We start from the raw sequence: 16,085 nt of genomic DNA, 5'->3' as shown, positions 1-16,085 counted from the left end.
TTTGCGGCTGCTGCGAATGTAACCAAACAACCTAGAGAATCAAATCATTCGAATCGCTGATATGTAAGCCGGCTTCCGCGGCCTTCAAGCCAAGCGCCGTCATTTTGTACGTAGTCCCCATAGTCTGGCTCTCTCCTATTCTGAGCATCCCCAAATGCATCAGCATGCGGATAATCCGCTGCTCCAAAATATTTTGTGGACTGTCATAATAGAAAGGACGGATTAGCCAGCCCAGCGATTCGTAAAGAGAGGCTGCGGTGACCCAATCTCTTGCGCATTGACTGATCCAGTATACAAGAGAATTGATATTGGGAATTGCGCCTTTATAAAGTCTTAACCAAAAGCGGAATATCTGTATCACGCTAACTTGATTTCCTTCTTCCATAAGCGCAGTTCCGCTTTCAGTCAGGATCAACCGGGCGTTGTTTTCCCTGATCCATTTTTTAGCGTAAGCATAATCGTACAGCAGCGCAAAGCGATCGGGATATTCAATGCACGAGCGTCCATACCCGAACCTCCACGCTCCCTTGGTAATCAATGGCTCGGAAATATGCAGTGTACTCATGAGCTGCTGCTGATTTCGCCTATACATGAATCCTTCCTGATTCAACTCGATATCATGTCTGCCGACGTATTTAAGAATCAGCATGAGATCTTCTGCGGCGAGCCCCTGCTCATCCCGGTACACTTCCGGGTCATCACTTAATCGCTCCAGATTTTGATGAAGCCGTTCACGCAGCACGTCACGAAACCGCTCCTTCATATCCGAAGGCACTTGAAACAAGTACTTGGTGGAATGGGTAAAGCCGTTAAACAACCAGCCGCTTCGGCGATAACGTGCGACCGCCTCACGCGGACTTTCCGTTTTGGCGGCGGCAGCTTTCTTGTTTGAAGAAGCTTGTTCCTCTTTCTCCTCCAATTCCGCCGAATGACGGATCGCAGCCGTCAATTCTTCCAGGCTATAGCCTGTTCGGGTGTCAAATGCCAGGTTGTTCAGAAAACGCAAATCGCTTGGTGACAAGCTGCTGACCTGCTCCTCGAAAAACTCTCTGCGTCCGAGCTTGGACAGAATACTCTGGATCAGTTCATGCTTTGAATTCCGCTTAGCGTCACAATCATAGTGATTCGCTATATTGCTAAGCTGTCCAATATCGGCATATGTGAGCATATCCGCTAGATTCATCTTCCATCGCCTCGCCGTTTTACAACCATTATGGGAAGGTTTTGGACATTTGATACCTGATACACTTCGGTTTAACGAAATATTTTTTATTTTTTTTGTATATAGAAATGACTATGCTCTCTTATTAAATGATAGAATACTTACTGATTGCTGCAGAGATTTCGCTTATGATGAATTACATCTAAATAAAATGAAAAAACCGCTTTATATGAAGGAAATGATTGAATCACTACAGGAGGATAGGATCATGAGAACCCCAGAACATGAAATATAACTAGGTGCGAATCGAATCCGTGGACCTCCATTAAGAGCTTTTCAACAATGAAACAACACTCTTAATAAAAGCTTGGAGGTTATGTGAAATGATAAAAGATACAGCGTTTATGGCCTTAATTCAAGATATCGATCAACATTTTTCAGGATGGGACTTCTCGCGAATTACAGCATCAGGCCGCATGCAGTCCCATGCCCTCCCCTGGTCTTTAGGCAGCATGGTCATTCCGTTCATGCGAGATGCCGCTACGATGCTGGATATGGGGACAGGCGGAGGAGAGTTCCTATCCTCCCTTCATCCACTGCCGAAAACGGTTTATGCCACTGAAGGGTATAAACCAAACGTACCGATTGCACGACAAAAACTTGAGCCGCTTGGCGTAAAAGTCGTCTATTTTGAAGAGGATTCCTCGCTGCCTTTGAAGGATCATTTTTTTGATCTGATCATCAATCAGCACGAGTCCTATTCCGCAGCGGAAATCCAAAGAATTCTTAACGATCAGGGCGTGTTCATAACCCAGCAATCTGGGGGAACCGACTGTTATGGAATCAACGAATGGTTTGGCGTTCCGTTAAATGAAGAGTTCGCGCATTGGGATCTGGCAACCGCTGTCCAAGAACTGCAGGATCACCGTTTCAACGTCACCTTCAGCCGGGAAGCCTTTTCACCGCAACGGTTTTATGACATCGGTGCACTGGTCTATTACCTGCAAGCGATTCCCTGGCAGATTCCCGATTTCACGGTGGAACGGTACCTTGAGCCTTTATATCAGATTCATCAGGAAATCCGGACCAAGGGCTATTTCGAGGTGCAGCAGCATCGGTTTATTTTAATAGCGCAAGCGTAAAACTTCATCCTAATACCAAAAAAGAGCCTTCCCGCGGGGAAGGCTCTTACTTCATTAATGAATCTCCATGTTACGACTGTTTTGTCAACAGATGCTTGGTACAGTTAAACAGCAGGGGCGACCAGTCATCATCTTTTCTCTCCAGGACGGTGAGCGACAAATTGCCGATCCGCTCGCTTAGAACGCCGCGGCACACCAGCTTGTAGAGCTGCGCTAAAAAACCACCGTGGCTGACAACCAGAATATTAGCGTTTGGGTGTTTATGCCACATATCATCCAAAAAGACAAGCCCCCTGGATTGAAGCTCCAGATCCGTCTCCTGTCCCAAATCGAGCAGGTGCCAATCGGCACCGAACCGGGATTCACGTTCTTCCGCTGTCAGACCTTCCACCTGACCGTACTTGCGCTCGCGCAAACGGTCATCGGGCGGCATCAATGGAATGTTCAGCATGGACGAGATGATCCTGGCGGTTTCTTCAGCACGGGAAAGTCCGCTGCTAACGGCAAAGTCCCACCGGTATGGCTCCTGCAGTAGTCGTTCCCCAAGCAAACGGGCTTGACGACGACCTTCCTCATTCAGTGGAATGTCCGTTTGACCTTGGATTTTGCCTAACGCATTCCAATCCGTTAAACCATGACGAACCAAGCCGATTTGCATGCCGCATCTCCTCCATCCTAACCTCTTTTTTATCTTCTGACTCGATTTAATTTTTTCAGGAAAAACATGGCGAATCCAATGCCCAATAGGGATAGTATCATCCAATATTCTGGCTGGGTCGGGCTCATATCAACCACAAAAGGATCAATAATGCCGCTGTTGGTTTTCGGAATCTTGTAATCGTCCTGAGAGTTCAGGGTTTGGGCCGTATCAGCCACCCCCGTAGGAATGATCCCTGTCGTTACCGCTTCCGGAACTGGCTCCGGCTGATTGCCGGTTGCTGCAAAATAAACGAAGCTGCATACAAACAGAGCTAAAAAACCGGCAATCATAAGTGTCAGCCGCTTGCGGAACACTCGGCTTACCGCCCGACTCTTAGACGTTTCCTCCACCAACCATGGGAAATCCCGATAGATGCGGTCCATCACGTTGCGGTTGATCTGTTCAGCGTCCATGTCGGGGATCTCATGTTCCAGAACGTGAACCATGTTCTGGCTTTCCACCCACATTTCGTACTCCGCTGCACACGAGCTGCAGGTTTGAACATGTGCTATCAGCCGTTGTCGCCGCAGATCATTGTCCGGCAAATCCCAGACAGTTTCCATCAGCTCTTGGGCTTCATCGCAAGTCATCTGTTCTTCATCCCTCTCAGATCCTCAATAACCGGCTCATAAAAATAGGGTTCGAGCTGAATTTTGACACTGCCGCGAGCTCTGAACAACAATGACTTAACCGAACTGACGCTTTGACCTAAAATATCCGCGATTTCCTGATAATCCAGTTGATCATATTCCCGCAGAATCAGCGCCGATCTCTGTTTCTCCGGCAAATTATTAATTGCTTCCCTTACCATATGTACTCGTTCACTGCGTAGGATTGCCTGCTCCGGAGCAACCTCCAGCGGAGCCACAGGCACGACCCCGCTCTCCTCCAGCGGCAATGTGCCGCTCCGATGCTTGCGCAGTTCGCTGAGAACGGTGTTGCGGGCTATGGTATAGAGCCAGGTCGAGAAGGATGCATCCACTTCCCGGAATGAGTGCAAACTCCGGAATGCCTTATAAAATGTTTCCGAGCATAAATCTTCAGCCATAAGCTCCATGTGCGAACTTTTTAACATATGATAGACAAATGCTAATATTTTTCTCTGATAACGCCGCATTAATTCGGAATAAAGTTCGGTATTGCCTTGCTTAATTTCTTGGATTAGTTGGGAATCCGTCATATGATTTTTCGTTCCTCCTTCACCATCCGGTGCCTCTTCCCTGTCCATTACATCTCCCTCCGGATGCAATGTTCAAGGATTTGTGCAAAAGTACCGTCAAACCATATATAGTTACGCCACAAGATGTCTGACTATTCTATGTATTTGGCAATTTCCCCAAATCTTCTACACTAGCACTCTAGCATTATAGCACATATTGGAGAAAAGTTCAGGTTTGTGGCAGCAGCTTTGCCACGGATAGGAAAAAAGACAAAAAAAATCCGCCTTCAACATTGAAGGCGGTTGCACACAGTGCAATATTTTGGATAGGAGTGGAGAGAAACCATACTGTACTTTTATTATATGTATACGTTTTCATTTTGTCAACACTGAAAACGCATTTATTTCCGGTTGTTTAAAAACAACCGGAAAATTACTGGTACACCGAGTGTCCTTGCGACAGCAGAAGCTCTTTCGCCCGCTCCTGTTCGATTTCATTGCGGAAGGAAAGCCTCATCACACCAGGCACATCTTCCCGGCTCTCGATAATCTGCATGTTGCTGAGGTTGATGCTGTTCGTCCCCAAATCCGTCGCTATGCGGCCAATGATACCCGGATGGTCAGGCACGTCCAGATACAAATCATATTGGGGAACGATCATTCCCTTCCTTCGCTCCGGCAGCACGCTGCGGAATTCCCCCGCTCTGCGGAAAGCCTCTTCAATAGCAGCCCCGTCCTTCGACTCCAGCATGTCCATAAATCGCTGGATTCCTTCGTTCCAGTCTCGTAACAGCGGCAGCATGACATTGCGATTATTTAATAGAATGTCCCGCCAAACGACCGGGTCGCTGGACGCGATACGGGTAATATCCCGAAAGCCCCCTGCAGCCAGCGTACGGTACAACGGATTATCGTCATTGTAGGAGCTGATCTGGTTCACCAAGGCCACTGCGATCACATGAGGCAGATGACTGATGGCTCCAACAATCTCATCGTGCAGCCTTGGCTCCACTTTTACAATGTGAGCACGCGTATATGACAGAAGCTCCACAAGGATGTCCAGCTTCTCCTGAGGGACATCATCCGGCGGAGTAAGCACATAATATGCATTCTCGAATAAGACGGTGGAGGCAGCGCCGACACCGGATCTTTCCGAGCCGGCCATCGGATGTCCACCGATAAAATAGGCATCCTTAAGGGCAAGTTGGGATGCGCATTCGGCAATACTTGCTTTGGTACTGCCTACATCCGTAATAATGCATCCGGGTTTAAGCCGCAATTCACTCAGACGTTTTATGTACATCTCGAGACTTCCTACCGGAACGCACAAAAATATGACGTCCGCGTCCTGGGCAGCTTCTTCCACCGAAAGCGTAACCTTATCGACAACGCCCTTGGCGATTACCTGGTCGGCATATTCCTGCGTGTGGGCATAACCGGTAACGGTTATGCCTGGTTTACCTTTGAAGTTTAATGCTAACGAACCGCCGATCAAGCCGACGCCGAAAATAGAAATTTGCATGGTCATGTTCTCTCTCACTCGTTTCAAGCTGCGATTATTGTTATGTTATTAGATCAAGCTGGAGCATTCACTTCTTGGAGCACTTGTTCCAATGCGCCGATGAAAGCCTTGTTTTGTTCTTCAGAGCCAACGGTTACGCGAATATAGTTCGGGTAAACCTCAAAACCCGGACGTACGATGATGCCTTTGCTCAGCAGGGATTTGAACACTTCGGTACCTGGTCTCTTCACATCCACCATGATGAAGTTCCCGTTCGCAGGAAAATAGGATAATCCAAGACGATCAAACTCCCGCTGCACATAAGTGATTCCCTCAGCATTCAATTGACGGCATTTAGCTACGAATTCCTGATCTTTCAAGGCGGCCTTCGCGGCCACTTGGGCCAGGCGTCCTGTATTAAACGGCTCACGCACTCGGTTAATCAAGGAGATAACCTCAGGTTGCCCGATGCCGTAGCCGATGCGAAGAGCAGCCAGGCCGTATATTTTGGAGAAGGTACGCAGAACGACCAGATTCGGATAACGTTCCATTAACTTGATGCTGGCCGGATACGAAGCGTCCGTTACGTATTCATAATAAGCTTCATCAAGCACAACCATCACGTGAGCAGGGATTTCATCCAGGAAAGATACCAGCTCGTTCTCGGAAACGATGGTTCCGGTCGGATTATTCGGATTGCACACCCAAATGATTTTGGTTTTGTCCGTAACGATTTTTGCCATGCCCGGCAGATCATGCTTCCCGTTAACCAGTGGCACCTCAATGCTTGTCGCACCTTCAATATCCGCATTCGTTTTATACACCGAGAAGGTCTGATCGGCCATAATGGTTTCGTCTCCCGGCTCCAGGAACGCACGAATAATGAGGGCGATGATTTCATCGGATCCGCATCCGAAAATAATCTGATTGCGTTCAATACCAAGCTGATCAGCAAGCTCCGCCGTTAAATCGGCCGAACTTCCATCCGGATACAGGCTGAGCGTTGCCAGCTCAGCGGTAATGGCTTCGGTTGCGCGCGGTGAGCAGCCATACGGATTCTCGTTGGAGGCCAGCTTAATGACCACATCCAGGCCTAGTTCTTTTTTGACTTCTTCGATGGGCTTCCCGGGTTGATATACAGGAAGATTAACAATTTGCGCTTTCGGTTTCATTCGATATTCGCCTCACCTTTCATAACTGCTTAAACACAACACTATCCCTTTAATTGTGCCACAAACTCCCTGATTTGCAAAAGTCCCTGCTGTCTTGTCTCTTCCTTCTCAAGGAGGGGAATAGTAGACTCGATCTGACGTACTATGGCACTGCCAACAACGACGCCGTCGCAGATTTTAGAGAATCTGGCAACCTGTTCGCCGGACGAAATGCCAAAACCAATCGCGATGGGCACATTGCTGTACTGCTTCACCGTTTCAAGGAATGACTCCACTCCTGCATAAAAATCGTTGCGCTCGCCTGTCACGCCAAGCGAGGATACGCAATACACAAAGCCGGTCGCTTCCGAAGCGATGCTCGCAATCCGCTCATGGGAAGTAGGTGCCACCAGTGGAATCAGGTGAACGCCCGCAGCATGAGCCCGTTTCCGAACCTCTTCGGATTCTTCCACCGGCAGATCTGGAATAATCAGCCCGCTGATATCATGCCTTACCACTTCTTCGAAGAACACATCCAGTCCGGTCTGCAGAACCGGATTGTAATAGGTGAACAGAATGAACGGCAGCTTACTGCCTCGTTCTCTCGCCAGGCGCGCGGTCTCCATGCAAGTGCGGATGTTCACCTTGCTCTTCAGGGCACGCTCGGAAGCACGCTGGATGACCGGGCCATCGGCGAGGGGATCAGAATAAGGAACGCCGAGTTCGATAATGTCGGCTCCCGCCATTTCAAGCTCATGTATGATATCCAGCGTCGCTTTCACATCCGGATCCCCAACGGTCAGATAAGGAATCAGGGCCGTCTTGTTTTGTTGATTCAACAACGCAAAGGTCTGGTCAATTCGGTTCATTCGGATTTCCCTCCCGTGTAAGCCATGATGGACTCCACGTCCTTGTCACCGCGACCGGACAAATTAATGACGACGATATCGTCCTCAGTCCACGCGGAGGCCATTTTTACGGCTTGCGCCACGGCATGCGCCGATTCCAGCGCAGGAATGATGCCTTCCGTTCGGCATAAGAGCTGCAAGGCATCCAATGCCTCTTGGTCGGTTATAGGCACATACTGCACGCGCTCAATATCTTTTAAGTAGGAATGCTCTGGCCCAACGCCGGGGTAATCCAGACCGGCAGAAATGGAATGTGCCTCCTGAACCTGTCCATACTCATCCTGAAGCAAATAACTCATCGATCCCTGGAATACGCCTTGGGTCCCTTTGGACATGGTGGCCGCATGATAATCGGTATCGATCCCTTTCCCGGCCGCTTCGACACCGATTAGACCGACTTCCTTATCTTCCAGGAACGGGTAGAACATGCCGATCGCGTTGCTTCCTCCCCCGATTGGTGCAAGAATCGCGTTTGGAAGTCTTCCTTCCGTCTCCAGAATCTGCTTGCGGGTCTCGTCACCGATGATCCGCTGGAAGTTCCGGACCATCATCGGATACGGATGCGGACCTACTGCGGAACCAAGCACATAGAAGGTATCCTCAACGTTGCTGACCCAGTAGCGAAGCGCCTCGTTGCCGGCATCCTTCAGCGTTCGGCTTCCCGACGTCACCGGAATCACTTCGGCTCCGAGCATTTTCATGCGGAATACATTCAACTGCTGCCGCTTGGTATCCTCTTCGCCCATGAACACCTTGCATTCGAGACCGAGCAGAGCGGCTACGGTTGCAGTGGCAACTCCATGCTGCCCGGCGCCCGTTTCGGCAATGACCTTGCCTTTGCCCATACGCTTGGCTAGCACGCCTTGAGCAATGGCGTTGTTGATTTTGTGGGCGCCTGTGTGGTTCAAATCCTCCCGCTTCAGATAAATTTTAGCCTTGCCGAGGTGTTTGCTGAGTCGTTCAGCATAATATAAGGGCGTTTCCCGTCCGGAATACTGTTTAAGCAAATAAGCGATCTCCTCTTTGAAGGCAGGATCCTCCGAAAAGCGAATATACTCTTGTTCAAGCTCTATTAAAGCGTTCATGAGCGTTTCCGGCACAAACCGGCCACCAAACACTCCAAAACGTCCATTACGGTCAGGAAGTTGTGTCATTTCCCCTTCACCCTTTCTATGAATGCCATCACTTTGTTTATGTCCTTCACGCCAGGCTCGCTCTCAACGCCGCTGGATACATCCACGCCGTAGGGAGCGTATTGGCCTATTAAATGCGATACATTATCCGAATCCAATCCGCCGGCTACAAACAAGGGGATCCCTTGCCGTTTCGCCCATTGCTGGTAAGGTGGGATGAGATCCCAGGCAAATGTCTTGCCAGAACCTCCGCCATACACCGGATCATACGTATCGATCAGCAATCCGTCGATGCAGCCCGCATACGGATCCAGTGCTGACAGACGTTCCGATTCCGGGCGGTCACTCCCGATCGATATCGCCTTAAAAACGGAAACCGGGAAGCGCTCCTTCACTTCCCGGCAAAATTGCGGCGATTCCTGACCATGCAGCTGCACGATGTCGAGCGCTGCTTCTCGTAGAAGCTCTTCCAGCTCATTCAAATCAGGGTTAACCAAGACGCCGACAGCGGCGGGAATCTTGTTATGATCCCATTCCCGCAATACTTGCATAAGCTGTGCAGCCTGCTGCGGAGATACCTTCCGCCGGCTCTTGGCAAATACGAATCCGATATAATCCACAGGTAAGTTTATCATAGATTTTAGCACTTCAACGCTTTGAAGTCCACATATTTTTAGCGCTGTACTCATCACCCAATATCCCCTTTATTCTACGTCTGCAGCGATCGGCAAGGGTCCCATTAGATCGTTTACCGCGCGGAACACGTCCTGCTGGCGCATGAAATGCTCCCCTACCAGAACACCATGTGCCCCAACATAATGCAAGTAGGAAATATCGGCTGGACCTGATATTCCGCTTTCGCTGATCAAGGTAATTCCCTGCGGTACTTGTGCCGCGATATCGGCTGTTGTCTGCAGCGATGTTTCAAAGGTCCGCAGATTGCGGTTATTTATTCCGATCAGCTGAGCTGTTCCCAGCCCAAGAACCGATTCCAGCTCCTGTCCATCATGGACCTCAATCAGGCTATCCAAGCCAATCGAGCCGGCGATGTCTATAAACTCCGCAATCCGCTCAGGCTCCAGTATGCTCGCTATTAAGAGAACCGCGTCCGCACCTAACAGTCGCGCCTCGTAAATCTGAGTCTCGTCGATAATGAAATCCTTCCGCAGCAAAGGAATGTTGACGGCCGCCCTTACCGCTTTCAAATACTCTCCACTACCCTGAAAATAGTCCTTGTCGGTCAGCACGGAAAGACAGTCGGCATCGGCTGCCTCATATGCTTTGGCGATCATAACCGGATCAAAGTCCGGACGAATTAGCCCTTTGGACGGCGAAGCCTTCTTCACCTCGGCAATTAACCCCATGCTGCGTTTACGCCCCGTCGACAACGCCTTCCCAAAGCCGAGAGTCGGCGGTAAATCCGCTATTTGCCTCTCTGCCTCCGAGATGCTGAATGTATCTCGCAGCTGAGCAACTTCTCTACGTTTCGTTTCTACTATTCGATCAAGATACATAACTCATTTCCCCCGTTCTTGAGATCAGCTGCTCCAGCTTGGACTGAGCCAGCCCTGAATCGATCGCTCCCGCAGCGCGCTGCACACCTTCGGCCAAACTATCCGCAAGCCCAGACACATAGATGCAGGCACCGGCATTGGCAAGCACGATATCCCGATAAGCACTGCGCTCACCGCGCAGCACGGATCCGATGATAGCCGCGTTCTCTTTTGCATCGCCGCCCAGAATATCGCTCATCGGATGAACCGACAGTCCCAGGTCATGCGGATGAATGTCATACGTTCGGACTTCTCCGCCACGAAGCTCGGATACGCGCGTAGGTGCAGAGATGCTAATTTCATCCAAGCCGTCATGGCTGGTTACCACCATGGCCCGCTTTAAACCAAGCTCTTTAAGCACCTGTGCGATGGTTTCCGTTTTGTTCATATCGTATATCCCGAGCATCTGCCGATCTGCGCCGGCCGGGTTTGTCAAAGGCCCCAGCATGTTAAATACGGTTCGAACCCCGAGCTCTTTGCGAGGAGCTGCGGCATATTTCATCGAAGGGTGATAGATCTGGGCAAACAGGAAACAAATTCCGATATCATTCAGACAGGCTGTCGCTTGCTCTGCCGTCAAGTGGATATTCACGCCCAGCGCCTCGAGCACATCGGCGCTGCCCGCCCGTCCCGATGCCGAGCGGTTGCCGTGTTTGGCCACTCTGACCGAAACCGAGGAGGAGATAATGGCGGATACGGTAGAAATGTTAAACTTATGAATCCCGGATCCTCCGGTGCCGCATGTATCCAGCAGCTGGTTTCGCTCGGTAACGACGCGCCCGCCCGCACCACGCATCGCCTCGGCGAAGCCGGTGATCTCTTCGACCGTCTCCCCCTTCATTCTCATGGCCGTAAGCAGCGCCCCGATTTGGGAATGGGTTGCCTGGCCTTCCATAATGGACTGCATGACCCCGCGCGCTTCCTCCCGGCTCAGATCTTGACCTTGAATCAGCTTCGTAAGGCTGGATTGCATCGTTTCCATGACGTTCATTACGTTCTCCTCCTTCGGTTTAAGGTGTGTATTGGTACAGGTAATCCTGATTAATTAAATCGTTAGCCCCCGTGCTGGACGGAAACATCGCTTCCGCGACGCGGATCGCCTTCAGCATCCCTTTGGCTTTGTTGATGGTTTCTTCATATTCCTTCTCCGGTACCGAATCCCATACGATGCCGGCCCCCGCCTGGACATAAGCTTTGCCCTGACGAAAAATGATCGTACGGATCGTGATGCAGGAATCCATATTGCCGCCGAAGCCGAGATAACCGATGGCGCCCGCATACGCGCCTCTTGCTTCCCGTTCCAGCTCCGCAATAATTTCCATGGCCCTTAGCTTCGGAGCACCGGATACCGTTCCTGCCGGCAAGCAGGACAGAAAAGCATCGAAGAAATCCTTATCCTCTCTCAGCTGACCGGAAACGCTGGATACCATATGCATCACGTGGGAATACTTTTCAATTTCCATGAACGTGTCGCACTTCACTGTGCCGAACTCTGACACGCGGCCCAGATCATTGCGGCCCAGGTCCACCAGCATCAAATGCTCGGCTCGTTCCTTCTCGTCCTGCAGCAGATCTTCGGCTAGCGCCTGATCTTCGGCCTCATCGCTGCCTCTAGGTCTGGTACCTGCAATCGGTCTTGTTTCCAATCTTCTTCCATCCACCTTCACCAGGGCTTCCGGGGAGGTTCCTACGATAATGTCGTCGTCCATCTTGAGGTAGTACATATACGGTGAAGGATTTAGCGTTCTCAGCACCCGGTATACGTGAAGCGGCGATACTTCGGTCTCAATATGGAAGCGCTGGGACAATACCACCTGAAAAATATCACCAGCACGAATGTATTCCTTTGCTTGCTCCACATTGGAGAGGTACTTCTCTTTTGTCATATTGGATTTAATGTCGCCCATATCAACATCCGCCGGAATGCCTTTGGAGTTCACGTTCTCCCGCGGTCCCTGTTCTTGCAGCTGCTCGGCTGCGGCTTCCAAGGTACGGCATACATCCCGATAGCTTTGCCGGATGGTTTCGTCCGAATCCCCCGGCTTCACATGTACGTTGCCAACCAGCATGATCTGCTGCTTCACATGGTCGAAGACAATGACTTGATCGCAAAACATGAACCGGATATCATCCATTCCGAGATCGTCCATCGCATGTGCCGGAAGCTTCTCATAATATTGGAGCAGGTCATATCCAAAAAATCCGATAGCCCCTCCGGTAAAAGGTGGCATCTCCTTCAGCTGCGGGCTGCGGTACGTTCGCAGCAGCGCCTTTAACTCCTCGACAGGCTTTCCTTTCAGCAGGGAACGCTCTCCGTTCCTTTCAATTTCGATCTTTCCTTTTTTACCCGTAATCATTAAGAAGGGGTCTGTTCCAATAAACGAATACCGTGCCCACTGTACTCCGCCCTCAACGCTTTCAAGTAAAAATGCCCGCTTCCGTTCCGCATATCGTTGAAAAATGCGAATCGGGGTTTCCATGTCGGCTAACAGTCTGATCGCTACCGGAATCAGGTTATATTCACCTGCCATAGCCACCACTTGCTCCATTGATGGATTCGCCATGTCAATCCCTCCTTAATTGATGGTATACAACAAAAAAACCTCTACCGAAGTAGAGGTTAACGTTCAGAATAAGTCTATGAAAAAAGAGCGCGGTCAAGGAATTCAGAGCCCATTCAACAACGAACTACAGCGGCTATTGTTCCATTGACGGATACAAGAAATAGGCTTGTAACCAGCCGTGAACATGCTGTACTATTCATCATGAAATCAAGTTCATCCTTAATCCCGATTATGTTATTGCCTAAAATGCCTCAGCTCTTCTCAACTCAACTCATCTGTAAAACCTAACTCTACTCAGCTATTCTGATATCACTATACAGGATGAAGCCCTGTTACTGCAACCCTAAATTTCTACATCAGGCGTTGGAGCCTGATAAATCCGGTCGCAGCCGCTTGGCTTCATTCAAATACACATGCTTAATCTCGCTCTGGCTTTTATCCGTATTGACCTGAATCATAAACCGGATGCAGCGCGGCAGACTGCCTTGAACCGGTATTTCAACCGAACACATCAATGGGACCAGATCCCAGCCTTCCAGCTGGCGTATCGCTTTGGCCGGAAACGTCGCGTCCAGATCCTGTGTCATCGTAATCCATATATTGCTGATATACTCCGGCTGAAGCTCGTTGCGTCTCACCATCTCTTCAAGGAGCCTCAGCGTTTCCTGTACAATCTCCTGCTCATCGTTGCGGGTGACGGTTGTCGCCCCCCGGATTCCCCGATTCATCATGAACTATCCCTCTCCCTTCAACTGTTCAACCACGGATCGAACAGCTTCTACCGGTACATCCTTAACGATGCTGACGGAGCCGATGGATTCCGGTACGATAAATACCATATTTCCCTCGGCAAACTTTTTATCATGCTGCATAGCGTCCATAATTCGCTCAACCGAGACGTCACCCGGCAAGGTTACCGGCAGATTCACCGCCTGGAGCATGCTCACCGTCTCATTGTGCAGATCCGCCGGTCTGCCAAGCTTTTCGGCAAGGCGGGCCGAGCCTGCCATGCCGATGGCAATCGCCTCGCCGTGCAAGAAGCGTCCGTAGCCGCCAACGGCTTCAATGGCATGACCGATGGTATGCCCGAGATTAAGGATGGCACGCAAACCGCCTTCCCGCTCATCCTGGGATACGACGTTCGCCTTGATCGCGCAGCCGCGCTCCAGGCCATATATCAACGTATCAGGATCCAGGCTCAGCAGCTTTTGCCCATTCTCCCGGCACCAATAGGCAAAATCACGGTCCAGGATCAAACCATGCTTCACCATCTCTGCAAGACCAGAAGACACCTCGCGCGGAGGCAATGACATCAGCGTGTTCACATCGTAAACCACCATAACGGGTTGATGGAACGCGCCGATCATATTTTTGGCTAACGGATGGTTGACCGCCACTTTGCCGCCAACGCTGCTGTCATGGGCCAGGATGGTGGTCGGGATCTGAACAAACGTCACGCCGCGCATATACGTTGCCGCGACGAATCCGGCCAAATCACCAACAACGCCTCCACCCAGCGCAAATACTGCCGAGCTGCGATCCAGCTTGCCGTTGATTGCTGTAGTCATTACCTCTTCATAGACCTGAAGCGATTTGGAGGATTCACCGGAAGGGACAATATGGGAAATAACCGTGTATCCTTCCGATTTTAACTGCTCCTCCACTTGAGACAAATAATGAGGCGCTACTTTATCATCCGTTACAATCAAATGCGGGCTCTTGCGTGTAATTCCATGCTTCGCGCTCAGCTCACCGATGGTATCCAAAATGCCAGCTCCGATATAAATCGGATAGGAACGCTCTCCCAGCTCTACCTGAAGTGTTCTCATATTAGTAGTTCTCCAGCTGCTTCAGGTAGTTCTGGTAATTCGCATGAATTTCTTCCATCGAATCACCGCCAAACTTCTCAAGGAAAGCCTTCGCTACTTCCCATGTCACAACATGCTCCATGACAACGCTGGCGGCCGGAACCGCACAGGCATCCGAGCGTTCAACCTGAGCCGTGAAAGCTTCCTTTGTATCGATATCCACGCTTTGGAGCGGCTTGTACAGCGTCGGAATCGGCTTCATGACGCCTCGAACGACGATCGGCATGCCGTTGGTCATCCCGCCTTCAAATCCGCCCAGGCGATTGGTTGCACGGTGGTATCCGCGCTCTTCGCTGTACATAATCTCGTCATGTACCTGGGAACCGGGCAATTGGCCCGCTTCAAATCCGATTCCGACCTCAACGCCCTTAAAGGCATTAATCGACATCACGCCCTGTGCGATGCGGCCATCCAGCTTGCGGTCATATTGGACATGGCTGCCCAATCCGACCGGCACGCCTTCGATGATGCATTCCACGATGCCGCCGATGGAGTCGCCTTCTTTTTTGATCTGGTCTATGTAGGCTTCCATTTTCTTCTCGGTCTCTTCGTCCACCACGCGAACCGAGGAGGCTTCCGTACGCTCGATCAGCTCATCGATCGAAAGATTGTGCGGGGGAGCTTCGATCTCGCCAATCCGGATGACCTGGCCTGCCACTTTAACGCCGAATTGTGCCAGGAATTGTCTCGCGATAGCACCTACCGCTACGCGAACTGTGGTTTCACGGGCACTGGAGCGTTCCAGCACGTTACGCAGATCCTTCAAATTGTATTTCAAACCGCCGTTTAAGTCGGCATGTCCCGGTCTTGGACGGTGTACCCGTCTTTTCACCTCGTCGTTGCCCTCAATCGGCTCCACGTTCATAATGTTCTGCCAATGCTTCCAGTCATTATTCTGCACGACCAACGCGATGGGCGCACCGGTTGTATAGCCGTGACGCACACCTCCTAGGATTTGCGCGGTATCCTTCTCGATCTGCATGCGGCGTCCCCGGCCATATCCCTTCTGTCTCCGATGAAGCTGAAAGTTCAATGCTTCGAAATCAAGCTCCAAATTACTTGGAAGTCCTTCGATTATAGTTGTCAGCTGAGGACCGTGCGTTTCCCCGGCAGTTAAAAAGCGTAAGCTCATGATGCTTTTCCCCCTTTAAACTTTTAAGCGTTAAACCGCTAAACTCCGTAAATATCTTCTGCTCATTATAGTATAGGTCTAACGCTTTGACAAGAATGCCTCAAGACAAGCA

At 50.5% G+C, this 16,085-nt stretch carries 16 protein-coding genes; 1 reads left to right on the top strand and 15 read right to left on the bottom strand.

Annotation, left to right across the window (positions count from 1 at the left end; translation table 11 throughout):
• Positions 1-31: 31 nt before the first annotated feature.
• Positions 32-1,183: a hypothetical protein gene (locus BJP58_RS31430; protein WP_194541949.1), complete on the bottom strand. Its 1,152-nt coding sequence runs from the start codon at positions 1,181-1,183 to the stop codon at positions 32-34.
• 362 nt (positions 1,184-1,545) lie between these two features.
• On the opposite strand from BJP58_RS31430, the gene BJP58_RS31425 reads away from it, so the two are divergent.
• Positions 1,546-2,304 (top strand): class I SAM-dependent methyltransferase, encoded by a 759-nt coding sequence (locus BJP58_RS31425; RefSeq protein ID WP_194541948.1) that lies wholly within the window; start codon positions 1,546-1,548, stop codon positions 2,302-2,304.
• A 70-nt stretch (positions 2,305-2,374) separates the two neighbouring features.
• Here BJP58_RS31425 and BJP58_RS31420 read toward each other — a convergent pair whose 3' ends face one another.
• From BJP58_RS31420 to aroC, 14 genes are all read right to left on the bottom strand, one after another.
• Complete coding sequence (locus BJP58_RS31420) at positions 2,375-2,962, bottom strand: histidine phosphatase family protein (RefSeq protein ID WP_194541947.1); 588 nt, start codon at positions 2,960-2,962, stop codon at positions 2,375-2,377.
• A gap of 29 nt (positions 2,963-2,991) precedes the next feature.
• Positions 2,992-3,594, bottom strand: a complete 603-nt coding sequence (locus tag BJP58_RS31415; RefSeq protein ID WP_194541946.1) for an anti-sigma factor family protein — start codon at positions 3,592-3,594, stop codon at positions 2,992-2,994.
• Positions 3,591-4,184, bottom strand: coding sequence for an RNA polymerase sigma factor (locus tag BJP58_RS31410; RefSeq protein WP_194545129.1), 594 nt, complete (start codon positions 4,182-4,184; stop codon positions 3,591-3,593). The genes BJP58_RS31415 and BJP58_RS31410 overlap by 4 nt, the downstream gene beginning before the upstream one ends.
• Before the next feature lie 412 nt (positions 4,185-4,596).
• Entirely contained in the window at positions 4,597-5,685 is a 1,089-nt protein-coding gene (locus BJP58_RS31405; RefSeq protein ID WP_374198246.1) for a prephenate dehydrogenase, read from the bottom strand.
• Positions 5,686-5,738: 53 nt separating this feature from the next.
• Positions 5,739-6,836, bottom strand: a complete 1,098-nt coding sequence (gene hisC / locus BJP58_RS31400; protein ID WP_194541944.1) for a histidinol-phosphate transaminase — start codon at positions 6,834-6,836, stop codon at positions 5,739-5,741.
• Positions 6,837-6,877: 41 nt separating this feature from the next.
• Positions 6,878-7,684 carry a tryptophan synthase subunit alpha gene (gene trpA, locus BJP58_RS31395; RefSeq protein WP_194541943.1) on the bottom strand — a complete coding sequence of 269 codons (807 nt, stop codon included), beginning with the start codon at positions 7,682-7,684 and terminating at the stop codon, positions 6,878-6,880.
• Positions 7,681-8,877, bottom strand: a complete 1,197-nt coding sequence (gene trpB / locus BJP58_RS31390; protein ID WP_071218400.1) for a tryptophan synthase subunit beta — start codon at positions 8,875-8,877, stop codon at positions 7,681-7,683. The genes trpA and trpB overlap by 4 nt, the downstream gene beginning before the upstream one ends.
• A complete protein-coding gene (locus tag BJP58_RS31385) occupies positions 8,874-9,548 on the bottom strand; it encodes a phosphoribosylanthranilate isomerase (RefSeq protein ID WP_194541942.1) in 675 nt (224 codons plus the stop codon). The genes trpB and BJP58_RS31385 overlap by 4 nt, the downstream gene beginning before the upstream one ends.
• Before the next feature lie 12 nt (positions 9,549-9,560).
• Positions 9,561-10,370 (bottom strand): indole-3-glycerol phosphate synthase TrpC, encoded by an 810-nt coding sequence (trpC, locus tag BJP58_RS31380; protein ID WP_194541941.1) that lies wholly within the window; start codon positions 10,368-10,370, stop codon positions 9,561-9,563.
• Complete coding sequence (gene trpD, locus BJP58_RS31375) at positions 10,360-11,400, bottom strand: anthranilate phosphoribosyltransferase (protein ID WP_194541940.1); 1,041 nt, start codon at positions 11,398-11,400, stop codon at positions 10,360-10,362. Before trpD ends, trpC begins: the two co-directional genes overlap by 11 nt.
• Positions 11,401-11,419: 19 nt before the next feature.
• Positions 11,420-12,973 carry an anthranilate synthase component I gene (trpE, locus tag BJP58_RS31370; RefSeq protein WP_194541939.1) on the bottom strand — a complete coding sequence of 518 codons (1,554 nt, stop codon included), beginning with the start codon at positions 12,971-12,973 and terminating at the stop codon, positions 11,420-11,422.
• Between the two features lie 356 nt (positions 12,974-13,329).
• Entirely contained in the window at positions 13,330-13,704 is a 375-nt protein-coding gene (gene aroH, locus BJP58_RS31365) for a chorismate mutase (protein WP_194541938.1), read from the bottom strand.
• Between the two features lie 3 nt (positions 13,705-13,707).
• Complete coding sequence (gene aroB / locus BJP58_RS31360) at positions 13,708-14,802, bottom strand: 3-dehydroquinate synthase (protein ID WP_194541937.1); 1,095 nt, start codon at positions 14,800-14,802, stop codon at positions 13,708-13,710.
• A 1-nt stretch (position 14,803) separates the two neighbouring features.
• Entirely contained in the window at positions 14,804-15,973 is a 1,170-nt protein-coding gene (aroC, locus tag BJP58_RS31355; RefSeq protein WP_194541936.1) for a chorismate synthase, read from the bottom strand.
• Positions 15,974-16,085 lie beyond the last annotated feature (112 nt).

This window comes from Paenibacillus sp. JZ16, assembly GCF_015326965.1.
Lineage (GTDB): Bacteria > Bacillota > Bacilli > Paenibacillales > Paenibacillaceae > Paenibacillus_AQ.
This window is presented reverse-complemented; position numbering and strand designations above follow the sequence as displayed.

Coding starts and splice junctions, on each gene's coding strand:
- BJP58_RS31430 (WP_194541949.1), bottom strand. CDS start 1,183: ATGAATCTAGCGGATATGCTCACATATGCCGATATTGGACAGCTTAGC.
- BJP58_RS31425 (WP_194541948.1), top strand. CDS start 1,546: ATGATAAAAGATACAGCGTTTATGGCCTTAATTCAAGATATCGATCAA.
- BJP58_RS31420 (WP_194541947.1), bottom strand. CDS start 2,962: ATGCAAATCGGCTTGGTTCGTCATGGTTTAACGGATTGGAATGCGTTA.
- BJP58_RS31415 (WP_194541946.1), bottom strand. CDS start 3,594: ATGACTTGCGATGAAGCCCAAGAGCTGATGGAAACTGTCTGGGATTTG.
- BJP58_RS31410 (WP_194545129.1), bottom strand. CDS start 4,184: ATGACGGATTCCCAACTAATCCAAGAAATTAAGCAAGGCAATACCGAA.
- BJP58_RS31405 (WP_374198246.1), bottom strand. CDS start 5,685: ATGCAAATTTCTATTTTCGGCGTCGGCTTGATCGGCGGTTCGTTAGCA.
- hisC (WP_194541944.1), bottom strand. CDS start 6,836: ATGAAACCGAAAGCGCAAATTGTTAATCTTCCTGTATATCAACCCGGG.
- trpA (WP_194541943.1), bottom strand. CDS start 7,684: ATGAACCGAATTGACCAGACCTTTGCGTTGTTGAATCAACAAAACAAG.
- trpB (WP_071218400.1), bottom strand. CDS start 8,877: ATGACACAACTTCCTGACCGTAATGGACGTTTTGGAGTGTTTGGTGGC.
- trpC (WP_194541941.1), bottom strand. CDS start 10,370: ATGTATCTTGATCGAATAGTAGAAACGAAACGTAGAGAAGTTGCTCAG.
- trpD (WP_194541940.1), bottom strand. CDS start 11,400: ATGAACGTCATGGAAACGATGCAATCCAGCCTTACGAAGCTGATTCAA.
- trpE (WP_194541939.1), bottom strand. CDS start 12,973: ATGGCGAATCCATCAATGGAGCAAGTGGTGGCTATGGCAGGTGAATAT.
- aroH (WP_194541938.1), bottom strand. CDS start 13,704: ATGATGAATCGGGGAATCCGGGGGGCGACAACCGTCACCCGCAACGAT.
- aroB (WP_194541937.1), bottom strand. CDS start 14,802: ATGAGAACACTTCAGGTAGAGCTGGGAGAGCGTTCCTATCCGATTTAT.
- aroC (WP_194541936.1), bottom strand. CDS start 15,973: ATGAGCTTACGCTTTTTAACTGCCGGGGAAACGCACGGTCCTCAGCTG.